We start from the raw sequence: 16,650 nt of genomic DNA on the forward strand, positions 1-16,650 counted from the left end.
AGATGTCATGAGTGGATCGGTAGCTTCCGCGAGGGTGACGTTGTGGGGGATGGAAGTTCGGCATATCCGCCCCAGAACGTCACCCTCGCGTCTGTTTAGCGAAGATGAACCGGAAAGGACTCCAGGTCGTTCTGGGTCATGATCGGCAGGTTCCGGAGTTCCGCGGATGGTACGGCGAGCCGCAATCCGGGGAAGCGAGCGAAAAGCGCCGGCAGCGCGATCCCGGCTTCCAGCCGCGACAGTGCGGCGCCGGGGCAGATGTGTGGGCCGTGGCCGAAAGTCATGTGCCGGATGGGTGTGGACCTGGTGACGTCGAAGAAATCAGCGTCAGGACCGTGGTGCGAGGCGTCCCGGCCGATGGCGCGGTACGAGATGACCACGCCCTCACCTTTTTCGATGACGAAACCGTCGACGTCGATGTCCTCGGTAGCGAATCGCATCAGGAGGTGGGAAACAGGCGGATCCCAGCGCAGCGCCTCTTCGACGACCGAAGTCCACGGAACCGCACCGGCCAGTACGAGTGCCAGCTGATCGGGGTGGGTCAGCAATCCGCGTACGGCGTTGAGAATCAGCCCGATGGTTGTCTCATGTCCGGCCGCGACCATCGACTTGAGGTTGCCTACGACTTCCTCCTCGGTCAGCGGCTCGCCGCCGTCGTCGGCCAGGATCAGGGCGCTGGTCAGGTCATCGCCGGGGTGGGCGGTCTTTTCCCGTACCATATCGGTGAAAATAACGTCCAGCTCGGAGATGACCGCAAGCCGCTCGTCCTGTGGGGTCAGCATCGAGAAAAACGCCTTCCACAGCCGCATTTGCCGCGGAATCTCGCTCTTGTCCACGCCCATCAAGGCGCAAACCACACCCATGGGCAGCGGCTGCGCGAAGGTGGTTTTCAAGTCCACGCGGTCAAGATTCTGCAAGTCATCGAGCAGCGATCTGGTCAGTTCGTCGATGACCGGACGCAGCGCTTCCAGTCGGCGCGGAGTCACCGCCTGGGCGGTTTTGACCCGGAGCCGGCGATGTTCGGCGCCGTCGACGGTGAACATCGAGCGACCGGGGTCGACCATCCCGATCAGCGGCCATTGCTGGTTGACGATGCCGGACTGGAAAAGTCCCCAGTGGTTGATGTCCTTCACCAGCCGGGAATCGGTGAGCAGCCGGCGGGCCACCGCGTGGCTGGTCACGGTCCAGGCTGGTACGCCCAAAAGGTCGATGCGCGCAAAAGGGCCGGCGGACCGCAGCTTCGCGGTTTCGCCGGCCAGATCTCGTACGAGCGGATCGATGACAATGGTCTGGTTCCTCGACTGGCGAGGACTTGTTAATCGGTGCTGGGAAAAACGTTGGGTCGCTAAGTCGGGGTCATTCATGGTAATTGCCCTCCAACGGGTCGCACAGCGGTGAACCGTACCGGCAGTGCGGTCATCCCGCGCAGGAATGCCGACGGGCGTCGGACCAGGGTCCGCGCCGGCACGGTCAAATCGAGGTCAGGCAGCCGGTCCAGCAGCACCTCGATGCCGGTCCGGGCGGTGATCTCGGCGATTTCCTGGGCCGGGAAAGGGCACCGGTATTCGCCGTAACCAAAAGAGAAGTGCGCGCTGTTGCCGCTCTGGCCACCGGCCAGATGGCGTTGGATCTCCGGGTCGGCGTTGGCCCCGGCGAGCCCGAGCAGCAGCATGTCGCCGGACCGGATCGGTCGACCGGCGAGGGTGGTGTCCCGGGCGGCCCAGCGGCCGCTCAGGATCTGGGTGGGGGTGTCCTCCCACAGGACTTCGTTCATGGCCTGCGCGACGCTGTGCCGGCCACCGCCGAGGGCGGCGGCGAACCGATCGTCGGTGAGCATCAGCCGGATCGAGTTGCCGATCCAGTCGGCTGTCGGGAGGACCCCGGCGGCAGTTGTGTCTTTCAGGTCCAGCACCACCTCCTCGTCGCTGTGTCTGGCCGGGTCGGCCAGCAGCCGGGAGGCGACATCGGCGCCCGGGTGTGCACGTTTGGTCGTGACCAGTCGCTGCATGTGGTCGGTGTAGCTCGCGTACGCCTGCTGAGCGCCCGGCCCGCCGTCCGCGAGCTCGTTCAGCACGTACGCCAGCTGACGACTTTCCGCGTCCGGGAAGCCGATGATGCGGGCGAGCACGAGCACCGGCAACGGACCGGCGAAATCTGCGACCAGGTCGGCCTCGCCACGTCCGCAGAAACCGTCGATGAGCTCGTCGGACAGCTGCTCGGCGTGCCGGCGCAGCTCGAACGCGTCGACGCTGGCCAGCGCCTCGCTCACCATGCTCGCGTGCCGGCGGTGCGGCTCGCCCACGGTGTAGTAGACCGAGGCCTGCCGCTGGCCGATCATCGGCAGCAGCGGCCAGTCCGCCGGAATGTGCGGCCACTGATTCCACAGCCCGACATCGCGCGGGAACAGGTCCGGATCGGACGTGACCTGATGCAGCTCGCGGTAGCCAATCACCAGCCAGGCCGGGAAACCGCCGGGTAGCTCTACGGACACCACCGGTCCGTGCTCGCGCCGCATGTCCTCGTACAGGCCGATCGGATCGGTGTGAAAACGCGGGCCGCTGAGCGCAACGGCGTTCTCGGCGAGCACCGGGCAACCGGTTTCGGCGGGCGTGGGCGTGCTCATACGGTGTTCTCCCGAGCGGTCATAAGGTTCTGGAGGTGCTCGACGAGCGCGATCAGCACCTGTTTGCTGGAGGCGCGGGAGCGTACGTCACAGTCGATCAGCGGCACCTGCGGCTCCAGATCGAGCGCGTCGCGGACCTCGGTGAGGCTGTGTGGTTTGCCGCCGAAGTCGTTGCGGGCCACGATAAACGGCGTGCGGTGGTGCTCCAGCCGGTCGATCGCGTACCAGGAGTCGGCGAGCCGCCGGTCGTCCACCAGCACGATCGCGCCGAGCGTGCCGGTGAACAGCCGGTCCCACAGGAACCAGAAGCGTTCCTGGCCGGGTGCCCCGAAAAGATAGAGAACGGTGTGCGTGTCGAGGCTGATCCGGCCGAAGTCGAAGGCCACCGTGGTCGAGGATTTGTACGGCACGGCCCGTAAGTCGTCCAGATGCTGACCCGCCTGGGTCATCGTTTCCTCGGTGTTGAGCGGCCGGATGTCGCTGACCGAGCGGACCATCGTCGTCTTGCCGACGCCGAAGCCGCCGACGATGACGATTTTGAGCCCGTTGTCGGCGGTCTGGCTGAGCGGCGTACGGCTGGCCGGCAGCACCTCAGAGATCGCGGAGTCCAACGAGCACCTTCTCCAGAGTGGTGTGGTCCGGGAGCTGCGCCACGCCCAGCGCCGACTGCGGATGGCGAACGCTGATCCAGCCGGCGTCGAGCATGTCGGACAACAGGATTTTGGCGATGCTGACCGGAAGTCGCAGGTCCGCGGCGATCTCCACGACAGCCACCGGCCGGCGGGTCATCCGCAGGATCGCGGCGTGCTCCGATTGCATCCCCTGGGCCGGTTCGGCTTCGCCGACCACCAACGTGACCAGGTCGAAGCAGTCCCTGCTGGGCCGGCTGCGGCCACCGGTGAGGGTGTACAGCCGGTCCGGGTCGTCGTCGCGGCCCGCCAGGCTCATTCCGGCGTGGCCTCCTCGGCTGTGGCGCGCGGGGCCGCGCTGAGGCGTTCGCCGAGCTGCTCGACCAGCTCCAGCATGTTGTGCCCGACCAGGCCCGCGTCGGCGTCCTCGGCGGCGATGACCGCCACGTGGCTGCCCTGGCCGGCTTCGACAATGAACAGCACGCCGCCGTAGAACTCGGTCATCGACTGGCGTACGCCGCCGGAGCCGTCGCCGAACTCGATCGAGGCGCCATGCGACAGGCTCTGGATGCCGGCGGCGATCGCGGCCAGCTGGTCGGCCTGGTCCTCGGTGAGCGCGGACGTACGGCACATCTTCAGCCCGTCCCTGGACAGCACCAACGCGTGCCGGGCGCCGGGCGTACGACTCAGCAGCCCTTCCAGCAGCCAGGCAAGATCGGCCGCGGTGGTACGAGTGGGCGTAGTAGTAGTGGGCAAGGTCATCGGTCATCCTCCGTGCCCAGCGGGTTGTCCTGCCCGGTGACGGCCCGCCGGAAGGCGCCGAAACGGGCGCCGGCCGGCTCCGGGCTGCGTCCCGATGACACCGGCTCGGGCTCGCGCGGGGGAGCGTCGTCCGGGTAGGTGGCGGCGAGCGTACGACCGCGCCGGCGCCGCGGCAGGCCGGTGGCCGTGTCGCCGACCGGTTCGGACTCGCTCGGACCGCTGGTCAGCGCCGCCCGTGTCTGGGTCGGCAGGCTGATTGGACCGTCGGTGCGGATCCGGGTGATCAGCTCGTGCGGGATCATCACCACCACTCCGGTGCCGCCGATCGCGGACGGCCGGAACGACACCTTGAGGCCGTGCTTGCGGGCCAGCCGGCCGACCACCGCGAGACCGAGCCGGCTGCCGGACAGCATCGACAGGTCGCCCACCTCACCGGACACCGCCTGCTCGGCGCGACGCAGCGCGGTCTCGCTCATCACCAGGCCACTGTCTTCGATGGTGACCACCGCGCCGGCCGTCACCTCGGCCACGTAACCGTGAACTTCGGTGGTGGGCGGGGAAAAGTTGCACGCGTTGTCGAGCAACTCGGAGAGTACGTGCATGACGCCCTCGGCCGCGTGGCCGGCGACCGCGATGTCGGCCACCGAGCGCACTCGTACGCGCTGGTAGCCGGCGATCCGGCCCATGGCGCCCCGCAGGATCGACTCCATCGGGATGGGCCTGGCCCACCGCCGCCCGGACCGCGCACCGCTCAGCACCGCGATGCTGTCGGCCAGCCGGCCGGCCTGCGCGGTGCGGTGGTCGAGCAGCAGCAGGTCGCCGAGCACATCCTCGTCGGCGTGCCGGTGCTCCATTTCGCGCAGGTCCGCGAGGGTCGCGGTGGTCATCGCCTGCATCCGGCCGGCCGCGTTCGCGCACGCCGCCATGGCCGCCGCCCGGCGGTTCTCGCTGCGCCCGGCCTCGGCCGCCACCATCCGCAGGATTCGCTCGTACGCACCGATTTCCGGTCGCGGGACGCTGGCCAGCGCGGTGTCGGTCGAGGCGCCTTCGCGGAGCCGGGTGAGCACCGGGGCGACCGTCTCGTCGGCGAACCGGTCCGCGGCCGCCGCGAGGTCGGCGGCGTAGGCCCTGGCCTGCGCGGCGACCTCGTCCTGAGCGCGGCCGGCGTCGTCCCGGGCCCGCTCGCCGGCCCGGACCGCTTCGTCCCGCACCCGGGCGAGGTCCTGGCTGGCCTGGTCCCTGGCCCGGGCCACCTCCTCCTGCGCGCGGACGACCTCGTCGCGCGCCCGGTTGGCTTCCTCGCGGGCGTGGTTCGCCTCTTGGCGGGCGTCGGCGGCGTCCCGGCGGGCGCGCCGGATCCGCAGCCGGGACAGCAGCAACACCGTCACCACGGCGAGCAACAGAGCGGCGGCGGCGATGCCGTACACGATCATCAAAGGGAAACTCCTCGGAGCGGCGTACGCGCAGACCTGCTCAACCCCGGGACCCTATTGGTAGGAGCGACCTCGGCGCCAGCATGATCGGCTGGCTACTTTAGGCCATTCCCCGAACACCGGAGTCAGTCAGGTCGTTGTCTTTTGCTGTGCGCACCAACGATCTCGCCATCGCCGATCAGCGAATGCCACGCACCGGCGGATAAAACGGGCAGAACCTCGCCGTTTCGTTACTGTGCCGGGGGATCGCGGTGGCTCTGTGTTGTCAGTGGTTCACTGGTCCGCGGCTCGTGCGGTGACCAGCCAGGCCGCTGACCTCAACAGCACACCTTGCGGGGTTTCGTACGCAAGCAGCCGATCGCGCAACGCGGCGCCGAATTCCGCCAGCGTCTCCTCGGGCAAATCGGCTAACGCCGCCCGGTTCGACGGAATGTGCTGGACGAACTCGGCGGCGTCGGCGGCGTCCGTTCCGACCGGCAGTGGCTCGGTGAGTGCGGCCATCGTGACGTCGACGAATCCGGTGTTCGCGAGCAGTGTTCGTACGACTTCCGGGTCGGCGAGCGTGAACGGGCCGGGAGCGTCGGCTGGCTGCTCAGCTTGCCGCTGGACGTAAGGGGCCAGCGCGGCCAGCTGTACGGTCCGGTGCTCGTTGCGGTTTTCGTCTTGCCAGCACACAAAAGCGAGCCGGCCGCCGGGCCGCAAGGCCCGCCGGAGGTTGCCGAACGCCGTTTCGCGGTCGTCGAAAAACATCACCCCGAGTTGGCTGATCACCGCGTCGTACGCACCGGCCCCGAAGTCGTACGACTGCACGTCGGCGGCCTCGAAACGGACGTTGTCGCGGTCCGCGGCCCGCTCTCGGGCGCGGGCCAGCATCGGCTCGGACAGATCCACGCCGAGCACCTGCCCGGCCAGCGTGGCCGCGATCCGGGTGGTGGCACCGCAGCCGCATCCCACGTCGAGCACGCGATCGGTCGGTACGAGGTGGGCCGCCGAGAGCAGCCGAGCGGTCAGCGGCCGCAACATGGCGTCGTACCGATCGTCGTGCGCCGCCCAGAACTGGCCCGACTCGCCGTTCCACTTCACTGCCTGCTCCGCGTTCGCCATCCGTCGACGCTAACCCTTGGCCGCTCTCGCCTTGGCCGCGATGCGGGTTCAACCTCCACGCGCCCAAAGGGCCGCCCTCGAGCGTGGGAGTGAGCGTTACTGAGGAAGACTTCACGCGACACGCAGGGCTATTCTTGATTCATTCAAGAAAATGCGCCAGACTACGCGGTGTGTCGATGACTTCGGACTACGAGAGCATGTTGCGCGAGGCTTCGTTGCGCGTGACGCGTCCTCGGGTGGCGGTGCTGACGGCGGTCTACGACCATCCGCATGCCGACACGGACACCCTCATCGGGGTCGTAAGGGCAGCCATCGGCGAGGTGTCCCACCAGGCCATTTACGACGTGTTGCGGGCCCTGACCACGGCCGGTCTGGTACGCCGGATCCAGCCGGCCAACTCAGTGGCCCGGTATGAGTCGCGGGTGGGGGACAACCACCACCACATCGTGTGCCGGTCCTGCGGGGTGGTCGCCGACGTCGACTGCACCGTCGGCGACGCGCCCTGCCTGACGCCCTCCGACGATCACGGTTTCGGGATCGAAGAGGCCGAAGTCATCTACTGGGGCCTGTGTCCCAGCTGCACGACCACACCAGTTTCTGAGGACATCTCAGACCCCGGAAAGGAATCCCATGTCCGACAGTCCTGACGCCGTCGTTGGCGAGATGAACGAGCCCACGGCGGGCGGATGCCCGGTCTCGGTCGAGCGCTTCAACCACCCGACCGAGGGTGGCGGCAACCGTGACTGGTGGCCGAACCAGCTCAACCTGGCGATCCTGCGCAAGCACTCCGCGGTGGCTGACCCGATGGGCGTCGACTTCGACTACGCGGCCGAGTTCCAGACCGTTGACCTGGACGCACTGGCCCAGGACGTCGACGAGGTGCTGACCACCTCGCAGGACTGGTGGCCGGCGGACTTCGGGCACTACGGCCCGCTGATGATCAGGATGGCGTGGCACAGCGCCGGCACGTACCGGATCCAGGACGGCCGCGGCGGTGCTGGCGCCGGCATGCAGCGGTTCGCGCCGCTGAACAGCTGGCCGGACAACGGCAACCTGGACAAGGCCCGCCGCCTGCTGTGGCCGGTCAAGAAAAAGTACGGCCGCAAGGTCTCCTGGGCCGACCTGATGGTCTTCGCCGGCAACCGCGCGCTGGAGACGATGGGCCTCAAGACCTTCGGCTTCGCCGGCGGCCGCGCCGACGTGTGGGAGCCCGACCAGGACGTCTACTGGGGCCCGGAGCGTACGTGGCTCGGCGACGAGCGCTACACCGGTGACCGGGAGCTGGAGAGTCCGCTCGGCGCGGTCCAGATGGGCCTCATCTACGTCAACCCGGAAGGCCCGAACGGCAACCCGGATCCGCTGGCTTCCGCGCGCGACATTCGCGAGACGTTCCGCCGGATGGCGATGAACGACGAGGAGACCGTCGCGCTGATCGCCGGTGGCCACACCTTCGGCAAGACTCACGGCGCGGCCGACGCGGACCAATACGTCGGCGCCGAACCCGAGGGTGCCTCGCTCGAAGAGCAGGGCCTGGGCTGGAAGAACAGCTTCGGCAGCGGCAAGGGCCGGGACGCGATCACCAGCGGCATCGAGGTCACCTGGACCTCCACGCCGACCCGATGGAGCAGCAGCTTTTTCGACAACCTGTTCCAGTACGAGTGGGAGCTGACCCAGAGCCCGGCCGGCGCGAACCAGTGGCAGCCCAAGGGCGGTGCCGGCGCGAACACCGTTCCGGACCCGGAGACCGGCGAGCTGTCCCGTACGCCCACCATGCTGACGACCGACCTGGCGCTTCGGTTCGACCCGATCTACGAACCGATTTCGCGGCGTTTCCACGAAAACCCGGACCAGCTCGCGGACGCGTTCGCACGCGCCTGGTACAAGCTGACGCACCGCGACATGGGCCCGATCCAGCGCTACCTCGGGCCGCTGGTGCCGCAGGAGTCGCTGCTCTGGCAGGACCCGATCCCGGCCGTGGACCACGAGGTCATCGGGGCGGCGGACATCGCCGCTCTCAAGAGCCAGATCCTCGCCTCCGGTCTGTCGGTGTCCCAGCTCGTCTCGGCCGCATGGGCGTCGGCCTCCACATTCCGCGGCAGCGACAAGCGCGGCGGCGCCAACGGCGGCCGGATTCGGCTGGAGCCGCAGCGCGACTGGGAGGTCAACGACCCGGCCAACCTGGCTCAGGTGCTTCGTACGCTCGAAGGCATCCAGGAGTCCTTCGGCAAGCCGGTGTCGATCGCTGACCTGGTCGTGCTCGGCGGGTGCGCGGCGGTCGAGAAGGCCGCGAAGGACGGCGGCCACGACATCGAGGTGCCGTTCATTCCGGGGCGTACGGACGCGGCGCAGGAGCAGACCGATGTGGAGTCGTTCGCCGCGTTGGAGCCGACCGCGGACGGGTTCCGGAACTACCGCGGCAAGGGCCACCGGCTGCCGGCGGAATACCTGCTGATCGACCGGGCGAACCTGCTGACCCTGAGCGCGCCGGAGATGACCGTGCTGGTCGGCGGCCTGCGGGTGCTCGGTGCGAATTTCCAGCAGTCGCCGCTGGGCGTGCTCACCGACAGGCCGGGGGTGCTCACCAACGATTTCTTCACGAACCTGCTCGACATGGGTACGCAGTGGAAGCCGACCGGCGGCTCGTCGGACGACGCCGAGAGCTTCGAGGCCCGCGACGCGAGCGGCCAGGTCAAGTGGACCGGCAGCCGGGTCGACCTGGTCTTCGGCTCGAATTCCGAGCTGCGGGCCGTCGCCGAGGTCTACGCGAGCGACGACGCGCAGGAGAAGTTCGTGGAGGACTTCGTGGACGCATGGGACACAGTCATGAACCTCGACCGGTACGACCTGGGCTGATTCCGTCGTCCGGGTTGGCCATCCGGTCGGCCCGGACGTCTCTTTGGTAAAGTTTCTCTGGTGATCCGTCGCCAGGACAGTCAGCCGTTCCGATTCGGGTGGCGCGCGTTCCTGGCCGTTGTGCTGATCGCGCTCACCCTGCCCTTCGGCGGGGTGAGCGCGTCTTCGTTGGCGAGCGATCCGGTCGCTCCCGACTACTCGCGATCCGCGCCGCTGCCGGGTCTCACGGTCGCCACCGAACCGGCTTCGGTCCGTGGCACCGTCCCGCGTACGGACCCGCACCCGGCCAGTGTCGGGGAGCCTCTCCCGAGTGCGCCGAGGTCGCGGACCTTTCTCGTACGGCTCGTACGAGAGACGCCTGTCCACCATCGCGCCGGGTCCGTCCACGGCGCACGAGGCCCGCCTCCGGTCCAGGACTGAGATCCCTTCGCGGCGTTTGGGCTGCGTCTTTCCTTTCCTGACTGTTGAAAGGTCATCATGGCTAACGACTTCGACTGGCTGAGCGTGCTCGCGGCCATTGCCATTCTCGCCCTCCTGTTCCTCTGTCCCGTCGCCGTTATCTGGTGGGACCAAAGAAAACTGCGGCTCGCCGACCGAGCGGACCCGAACCAGTCCGGCTGAGCTGGCAAGGGCGTCGGAACGGCGTGGGCCCACCGCGCCGCTCTGACCGCCTTGCTGCAAAATGTGAGGAATGAAGACGACTTTGGTACGCGTGGGCGCGTGGTGCTGGTTGCTGGCGCCGATCCAGTTTCTGGTCCTCCAGATCATTGCCGCCGCCGCGTGGGCGCACCCGTACAACTGGTTCGACAACTACATCAGCGACCTCGGCAACACCGTTTGCGGCCCGATCAAGCTCACCGGTGCGACCTCGACTTACATCTGTTCGCCGCTGCACGGCGTGATGAACACCGCTTTCATCCTCGCTGGAGTTCTGACCATCCTCGGCACTGTTTTGCTGTGGCGCGGGCGTTACTGGACTCGTCGCGTCCTGGTCGCCGTCGCGCTGTGCCTGCTGGTTGCCAACGGACTGGGCAAGGTGCTGGTCGGGTTCGCGCCGGAAAACGTCAACCTTGCCCTGCACGGCGTCGGCGCCCTCAACATTCCGATTGGTTCGATCGCCGCTGTCCTGCTGGGGCTGGCGATGCTGCGTACGGATCGCGCGGCCGGCATTTTCTCGCTGGTCGTCGGCGTGGTGGGCTTCGTCGCCTTCGTGCTCTTTGGGGGCGGCCAATATCTGGGACTGGGTGCCGGCGGAATGGAACGGCTGGCCGAATATCCGGCCGAAATCTGGCTCGGCGTCATCGGCGTGCTGGCGATTGTCGGCCGCCCGAAGCCGGTGCCTGCCGCATCGGACCTGACCTCTGCTACTGAGCGATCGGGCGACTGAGGACGCTGGACAGCCCGTGGGCCGCCGCGCCGGTGGTGGTGAGCGTGGTGGTCGACGTGCTGTCGGCGTTGGCCACCACGTTTGAGGCCGAGACGGCGTTGGTGCCGAGCGCGTCGACATTGCGGGCCATGCTCTGGATCCGCGGGTTCCAGGTGCAGAGGTGATCCTCGAAAGCGGGCGTCACGACCGGGTCGCTGGCCTGTTCGGCGGCGCCGCGGAGCTGGCCGTCGACGTGGCTGGCCCAGCTTTCCCAGTCGGTCGACGTGCTCGCGGTCGTACGACCGGCGGTGCCCACCGCGTCCGGGTCGACGTCCAGATAGCGGGCTGGCATAGGGGATCCCCATCGTCGGCTGGCGAACACTTTCGTGGTCAGTCTCTCGCGCCCGCGCAACCCTTGACAGGGCCTGCCACTCTCGCCTGGACCCTTGGTTTGGCTTCTGACCAGATCCAGCCGAGAACCGACGCAGGACGGAGGGGCCGTGGCCGCGCTGCAGCCGTTCGACAGGCATCCAGCCGATCCCGACACGCTCCGCGGCACCAGCACCACCCTGGCCAGCGACGCGGAGTCGGCGCTCACCCTGGACGGTACGACCCAGCAGGCGCACGCGCCCGTACCAGCGAACTGGAAGGGCACCGGCCACCCCGAAGCGGCCGCTGCGGCACAGCGGATCAGCGCTGACGCCGGGCAGGTGCGCGGCGGATTGTCGGCGGCGGCCGTGGCACTGGGCGCATGGTCGGGGTCGGTACAGGAGTTCAACACCGCGGTCGACGGCATCGTCGCGCAGCTGGGTCGCGCCGGCAGCGGCAGGACCGGCGACCTGATGACCCCCGAGCAGCTGGCCACCGTTCGAGCCACTGCGAAGCGCCAGGCCGAAAAGGACTGGCACATCGCGTACGAGGCGCACATCGTCACCGGCGGTTCGCAGGTGACCTCGATCCTCAAGAAAGGTCCGACCGCGGCCGACCTGCTCAGCCTTTTCCAGGCCGGCCTGCTGCCGATGTCGGTGGTGAACCTCTATCCGAAGGTGGATTTCGGGAAGGTCGACTGGCGTAAACTTTTCGCCAACCTGCGGGCTTTGGGGATCGACCCGCTGAGTTGGGCGGCACTGGGCACGTACGATCCGGCGGACCTGAAGGCCCGGCTGGACCTGTTCCGGAAAATGGGTGTGCCGCCGGCCGAATACAAGAACCTGCTGCAGCTTTTCTGGGTGGCGACGGCCGCCCAACATGCCGGCATCGACCTGTCGCAATGGGATCCGAACCGCGGCGCGGATGCGCTCAAGGACATCATCGTCAAGGTTTACACTTATTACGGGAATCTTTTCCTGCAGCACCCGTATATGCAGTGGGCCGGCATGGCGAACATGATCGGACCGTCCTTCGCGGCCGGTTTCTTCGACCTCTCGATGTTCCGCAAGCTCGCCAAAACGCTGGAAAACAAGCCCGGCCTGCCCTTCGACATGAGTGTGCTGGCGAAGATGGGCGACAACGACCTGAAGTTCTTCGAGACCACGTTCCTGAGCATGCAGAAGGACATTTTCTACGACCAGGCGATGATGCACGAGGCCTATCTCGGTGGTGGGATGGACAGCATCAACGAGCTGCAGGCCGCTGGCCTGATCGACTCCCGCACCGAGCAGGCGTGGGGAAACATCGACCAGGGTTTGAAGGACTGTAATCCCGACCTGGTCAAGTCCGGTAACACCATGCTGCTTTACCGGGAGCAGCACGATGTCATCGACCAGAACTACCAGAAAATGTACGACCATCCGGTGACCGGTCCCGCGTTTACGTACCTGATGACCGCCATTGGCGAGCCGTCCATTCCAGGTGCGCACACGTACGCCGAATACGATCCGCTGACGATAAAAATCGAGACTCCGGGTCCGAAACACATTCCGTTCACGCACTGGGACAACCCGTTGCAGGGTGAGATCGACGTCAAAACCCCGTTGCCGGCCGGAAACCTGGCGAATTTCAACGACCGGTGGGACTACATCAGTCACGACACGCTGCCGGCCTACCAGAAACTGCTGACCGACCATCCGGACCAGGCCCGCCAGATCATTGGCGAGAATGTCAGCGACCGGATCGACCAGTACCGGATTTACAATCGTATGGACGATCTCCTCTACAAGTTCGGTACGGATTGGGGAGTAGAGTTCCACGAATGACCCACCCGTCATACCAGGTCCGCGGCGGCCTGGGCGTGATCGCGGTGGCGCTTGGGTTCGTGTTGATGCTGGGAGGCTGTACGGTGACCGCAGGGCAGCAACGGGAAACCTCCTCGACGAAGGTTCGCGAGGTGCTCGACGCACGGCAGGGCGAGTTTGACCTGTCTACCCCGCCCAACCGGGACGAGGCCGGGATGCCGGCGCGAGCGAGCACGGTCACGTATCAGCGGCCCGATCACCAGCCGTTCCAGCTGAAGGTGCGGCTGCCGGCCGGCAAGGAGCTGGATGTTTCGGCCCGGGTGCTGACCTTCGACGCGCTTTCCCAACCGGCGTCGGAGACCGCGGCACCGACCACAATGGACATTCACGTCTACCCTGGCAGCCTGTCGGCCGGTCGGGACGCGATGCTGGCCGCGGCCGGTGAATTCGGGTACGACACTGGGCTGATCTCGAAGTGGTATGCGGAGGCAACTACCGCGTCCAGTGCTGGGCGGCCGAACCAGGCGCCGCCGACAGCCACTTCGCCGTGGCTGCACAGCGAGGTGGGCTATCTGAGCGTTGACGCGCAGGCCGCCTATTCACCGCCAGTGGGCGGCGAACCGGCCACCGACCAGACGGTCGTGCATTTCATGCTGAGCTGGAAATCCAGCGCATCCTGACATGTCCACCGTTTTCGCGTTCGTGCACCTGGTCGTCGCCGCGCTGTGGGTGGGCTCGATGGCGTACAGCCTCACTGTGGTGCAGCCAAAAGTCGCCATCTTTTTCGAGGATGTGACGCGCCGCGAGGAGTTTCTTGTCCGGCTGGCGAACGGAAACCGCTGGCGGGTGGTGGGTTTGATCGCGGTGCTGCTGCTGACCGGCATCGGCGTGGTGCTGAGCGCGCCGGCTCTTTCGGCGGTGTGTTTCGGCATCGCGCTCGGACTGGACGTGGTGGCCGCGCTGGTTTTCGTGGAGGTTTCCTGGCGGCACTGGCCGGCTCGTGTTTTCGCGCTGCCGGCGGAGATTCCGGCGTATCAGAGCGCGTTGCGACGGCGCGCGTGGACCATGCTGGCGCTGGTCGGGCTCGGTTTCGGCATCGCGCTCGGATCCACTGTGTTTTTTGGGGTGAGGTAAGGCAATGCGGATCGTCATCGCGGGGGCGAGTGGGCTGATCGGCACCGCCCTGCGGGAGGCGTACGAGCGCGATGGCGATACGGTCGTCAGGCTGGTCCGCCGCGCGCCGGTGACACCGAACGAGCTTCGGTGGGATCCGGCCACTGTCGACCCGGCGCTGTTGGCCGGCGCCGATGTGGTGATCAACCTGGCTGGTGTGGGCATCGGCGACCACCGATGGACCCGACATCATCGGGACGCGATAAGGGAAAGTCGGGTGGTGGCGGCGCGTACGATCGCGCTCGCCGCGGCCGCCGCCGATCCGGCGCCCGGGGTGCTGCTGTCGATGTCCGGCATCAGGTTCTATGGCATCGACCGCGGGGACGAAGTGCTCACCGAGACGAGTACGCCCGGACCGGCCGGTTTGCTGGTGACCGTCGCGCGGGAATGGGAAGCAGCGACCGCGCCGGCCGAGGCGGCCGGGGTCCGGGTCTGTTATCTGCGGCCCGGGCTGGTGCTGAGCCGGCGCGGTGGGCTGTTGCCGCCAATTCTCCGGATTTTCCGGCTGGGCATCGGGATCTCGGTGGGCGCGGGCCGCGAATACTGGAGTTATCTCGGGCTGACCGACACCGTGCGGGCGATTCAGTTCCTCGGTCGCGAACCGGCCGCGGCGGGGCCGTACAACATCTCCTCGCCGTACCCGCTGCCCAACCGCGAGCTGATGCGCGTGCTCGGGAAGATGACGGGAGCGCGCGTGACGGTCCCGCTGCCGCTCCCTCTGCTGCGGCTAACGCTCGGCGGGATCGCGACCGAGGTGTTCGGCGGTCTGCGGGTGCTGCCGAGCCGGCTCCAGGAGGCCGGTTTTTCCTTCACCCATCCCGATGCCGAGTCGACCCTCAAGGCCGCGCTCGCTGACTAGGGCGTGTCTCCAAATCCCAGGTGGATGAGGGTCGAGATCCACACGTCGTCCTGCGGGTGCCGGGCGGTCGCCTTCATACCTGGTCGTATGGGGGTGATCGACCGGTGCTCGCAGGCGGCGTGTGGGCTCGGCCCTCGCCGCCTGGGGTTTGGAGACACGCCCTAGGTAATCTGGAAAGTCGCGGACACGGTGTCGAGCAAGGTGCGGTGGCCGGCGAACTGGCCTTCCGGTGCGGACAACGCCAGCTCGTAGCTGGTGCCGTTGACGATGACCCCGCGATAGAGCGCGTGTCGGCGTTCGCGCTCGCCGTCGCGTTGGTACGTCCATTCCCAGTCCACCGAAGCCAGCTGCCCCATCCGGCTGTCCGCGAACCCGACCAGCCGGTAGTCGCTGCCGCCGGTCACGCCGTCCTGTTGCCGCCGCGAACCGGATGCCCACACGTCCTGCTGGTTTGCGGCGCTCACCGGCTCGGTGTTGAGCTGGATCCAGACCAGGTTGGTGGAGTCGTAGAAGCGGATCGGCTTAGGCCCCGCCGAGCGCCAGCCAGTGGGGATGGACACCCGAAAACCAGTCTGCTGGGAGACCGAGAGCGCCACTGGGGCGGCTGCCGGCGGGGTGGCTGGCGGACTGGCTGATCGGAGGCCGATGACCGCCGCGGCGGTCGCGATCAGGACGAGAACCACGGCACCCACGATCAGGGGCACGAGGAGTTTGCGCCGCTTCGGTACGGCTGGCAACACCTGAGTCGCCGACTCAACGCCCGCGGTACCAGCCTGCTGGCCGGTCGGCGTACCGCAGACCTGACGCAAGGCGCTGGCCGCGGCCGCCGAGGTCAACCGCTGAACCTGGTCTTTTTCCAGCAACCCGGCCAAAGCCGGTCGCAGCGGGCCAGCCAGCCGATACGGGTCGGGTGGGTCGTTCATGATCGCGGCCAGCGTGAGGATCGGGCCTTCCCGGTCGTACGGCGGCCGGCCCTCGACGGCCGCATAAAGCGTGGCGCCGAGCGAGAACAGGTCGCTGGCCGGCCCGATCGACTCGCCGCGTACCCGCTCGGGGGCCATGAAAGGCGGCGAACCGGCGGTCAGGCTTGTCGAGGTCTTGTCCAGCTCGAAGGCGATGCCGAAGTCGGTGAGGCTCACGCTGGCGTCCGTACCGACAATGACGTTGGCCGGCTTGACATCGCGGTGCAGCACGCCGGCCGTATGCGCGGCATCCAACGCCCCGAGCAGTGCCAATCCGATCTCGGCGACCCGGCCGGCCGGCAGCGGCCCTTCCGACTTCAGCACGTCGTCCAGGCTGCGACCGCTGATCAGTTCCATCACCATCCACGGATTCCCGTCGACGGTGAGCACGTCGTAGACCCGGACAATCGCGGGGTGCCGCAGCCGGGCGCCCAGCCGGGCTTCTTTCAGCAGCCGGTCGCACATCTCCTTGCGGACCCGCGCCGGCATGGTGCTGGGCAGCAGCACCTCCTTGAGCGCGACCTCGCGCTCCAGGATCAGGTCGTACGCACGCCAAACCCGGCCCATGCCGCCTTGGCCGATCGCCGCACGCACCTCATACCGGTCGCTGATGACCCGAGCTGTCCCCGACTGCGCTTCCGCCACCGGGCCAGCGTAGGGGCGGTCGGATACCCCCGGAATGGGCGCACGGTCCGCATCGGCGGCACCATCG

General features: G+C 67.6%; 18 protein-coding genes. 9 read left to right on the plus strand and 9 right to left on the minus strand.

Annotated elements, in window-relative coordinates:
• Positions 1–95 precede the first annotated feature (95 nt).
• The 7 genes from ABD301_RS05685 to ABD301_RS05715 all read right to left on the minus strand — a co-directional run bounded on the left by ABD301_RS05685 (position 96) and on the right by ABD301_RS05715 (position 6,551).
• Positions 96–1,364, minus strand: coding sequence for a cytochrome P450 family protein (locus ABD301_RS05685; RefSeq protein ID WP_344307812.1), 1,269 nt, complete (start codon positions 1,362–1,364; stop codon positions 96–98).
• On the minus strand, positions 1,361–2,623 hold the full coding sequence (locus ABD301_RS05690) for a cytochrome P450 (RefSeq protein ID WP_344307814.1): 1,263 nt from the start codon (positions 2,621–2,623) through the stop codon (positions 1,361–1,363). Before ABD301_RS05690 ends, ABD301_RS05685 begins: the two co-directional genes overlap by 4 nt.
• Complete coding sequence (locus ABD301_RS05695; RefSeq protein ID WP_163573723.1) at positions 2,620–3,234, minus strand: GTP-binding protein; 615 nt, start codon at positions 3,232–3,234, stop codon at positions 2,620–2,622. Before ABD301_RS05695 ends, ABD301_RS05690 begins: the two co-directional genes overlap by 4 nt.
• Positions 3,215–3,571 carry a DUF742 domain-containing protein gene (locus ABD301_RS05700; RefSeq protein WP_163573722.1) on the minus strand — a complete coding sequence of 119 codons (357 nt, stop codon included), beginning with the start codon at positions 3,569–3,571 and terminating at the stop codon, positions 3,215–3,217. Before ABD301_RS05700 ends, ABD301_RS05695 begins: the two co-directional genes overlap by 20 nt.
• Positions 3,568–4,014 carry a roadblock/LC7 domain-containing protein gene (locus tag ABD301_RS05705; protein ID WP_344307817.1) on the minus strand — a complete coding sequence of 149 codons (447 nt, stop codon included), beginning with the start codon at positions 4,012–4,014 and terminating at the stop codon, positions 3,568–3,570. The genes ABD301_RS05700 and ABD301_RS05705 overlap by 4 nt, the downstream gene beginning before the upstream one ends.
• The gene (locus tag ABD301_RS05710; protein ID WP_344307819.1) at positions 4,011–5,447 is read right to left on the minus strand and encodes an ATP-binding protein; all 1,437 of its coding nucleotides are present in this window, start codon (positions 5,445–5,447) and stop codon (positions 4,011–4,013) included. The genes ABD301_RS05705 and ABD301_RS05710 overlap by 4 nt, the downstream gene beginning before the upstream one ends.
• Positions 5,448–5,720: 273 nt before the next feature.
• Positions 5,721–6,551 carry a class I SAM-dependent methyltransferase gene (locus ABD301_RS05715; RefSeq protein WP_163573721.1) on the minus strand — a complete coding sequence of 277 codons (831 nt, stop codon included), beginning with the start codon at positions 6,549–6,551 and terminating at the stop codon, positions 5,721–5,723.
• Between the two features lie 170 nt (positions 6,552–6,721).
• Between ABD301_RS05715 and ABD301_RS05720 the strand changes: the two genes are divergently transcribed.
• From ABD301_RS05720 to ABD301_RS05740, 5 genes are all read left to right on the plus strand, one after another.
• On the plus strand, positions 6,722–7,198 hold the full coding sequence (locus ABD301_RS05720; protein ID WP_163573720.1) for a Fur family transcriptional regulator: 477 nt from the start codon (positions 6,722–6,724) through the stop codon (positions 7,196–7,198).
• Positions 7,182–9,404: a catalase/peroxidase HPI gene (katG, locus tag ABD301_RS05725; RefSeq protein ID WP_344307824.1), complete on the plus strand. Its 2,223-nt coding sequence runs from the start codon at positions 7,182–7,184 to the stop codon at positions 9,402–9,404. Before ABD301_RS05720 ends, katG begins: the two co-directional genes overlap by 17 nt.
• A 60-nt stretch (positions 9,405–9,464) precedes the next feature.
• Positions 9,465–9,824 carry a hypothetical protein gene (locus ABD301_RS05730; protein ID WP_344307826.1) on the plus strand — a complete coding sequence of 120 codons (360 nt, stop codon included), beginning with the start codon at positions 9,465–9,467 and terminating at the stop codon, positions 9,822–9,824.
• Between the two features lie 57 nt (positions 9,825–9,881).
• Positions 9,882–10,025: a hypothetical protein gene (locus ABD301_RS05735; protein ID WP_163573718.1), complete on the plus strand. Its 144-nt coding sequence runs from the start codon at positions 9,882–9,884 to the stop codon at positions 10,023–10,025.
• Between the two features lie 70 nt (positions 10,026–10,095).
• Complete coding sequence (locus ABD301_RS05740; RefSeq protein WP_344307828.1) at positions 10,096–10,791, plus strand: DUF998 domain-containing protein; 696 nt, start codon at positions 10,096–10,098, stop codon at positions 10,789–10,791.
• Here ABD301_RS05740 and ABD301_RS05745 read toward each other — a convergent pair.
• Positions 10,769–11,122, minus strand: coding sequence for a hypothetical protein (locus tag ABD301_RS05745; protein WP_163573716.1), 354 nt, complete (start codon positions 11,120–11,122; stop codon positions 10,769–10,771). The two genes, ABD301_RS05740 and ABD301_RS05745, sit on opposite strands and share 23 nt — an antisense overlap.
• A 148-nt stretch (positions 11,123–11,270) precedes the next feature.
• On the opposite strand from ABD301_RS05745, the gene ABD301_RS05750 reads away from it, so the two are divergent.
• The 4 genes from ABD301_RS05750 to ABD301_RS05765 are packed head-to-tail and all read left to right on the plus strand — an operon-like array spanning position 11,271 to position 14,976.
• Complete coding sequence (locus ABD301_RS05750) at positions 11,271–12,965, plus strand: hypothetical protein (protein ID WP_344307830.1); 1,695 nt, start codon at positions 11,271–11,273, stop codon at positions 12,963–12,965.
• Positions 12,962–13,624, plus strand: coding sequence for a hypothetical protein (locus ABD301_RS05755; protein WP_344307832.1), 663 nt, complete (start codon positions 12,962–12,964; stop codon positions 13,622–13,624). The genes ABD301_RS05750 and ABD301_RS05755 overlap by 4 nt, the downstream gene beginning before the upstream one ends.
• Before the next feature lies 1 nt (position 13,625).
• On the plus strand, positions 13,626–14,078 hold the full coding sequence (locus tag ABD301_RS05760; RefSeq protein WP_344307834.1) for a hypothetical protein: 453 nt from the start codon (positions 13,626–13,628) through the stop codon (positions 14,076–14,078).
• A gap of 4 nt (positions 14,079–14,082) precedes the next feature.
• Entirely contained in the window at positions 14,083–14,976 is an 894-nt protein-coding gene (locus ABD301_RS05765) for a TIGR01777 family oxidoreductase (protein ID WP_344307836.1), read from the plus strand.
• Positions 14,977–15,137: 161 nt separating this feature from the next.
• On the opposite strand, the gene ABD301_RS05770 is transcribed toward ABD301_RS05765, so the two are convergent.
• Positions 15,138–16,583, minus strand: a complete 1,446-nt coding sequence (locus tag ABD301_RS05770; protein ID WP_344307838.1) for a serine/threonine-protein kinase — start codon at positions 16,581–16,583, stop codon at positions 15,138–15,140.
• Between the last annotated feature and the right edge of the window lie 67 nt (positions 16,584–16,650).

The organism is Fodinicola feengrottensis (assembly GCF_039530045.1).
In the GTDB taxonomy this organism is placed as follows: Bacteria; Actinomycetota; Actinomycetes; order Mycobacteriales; family HKI-0501; genus Fodinicola; species Fodinicola feengrottensis.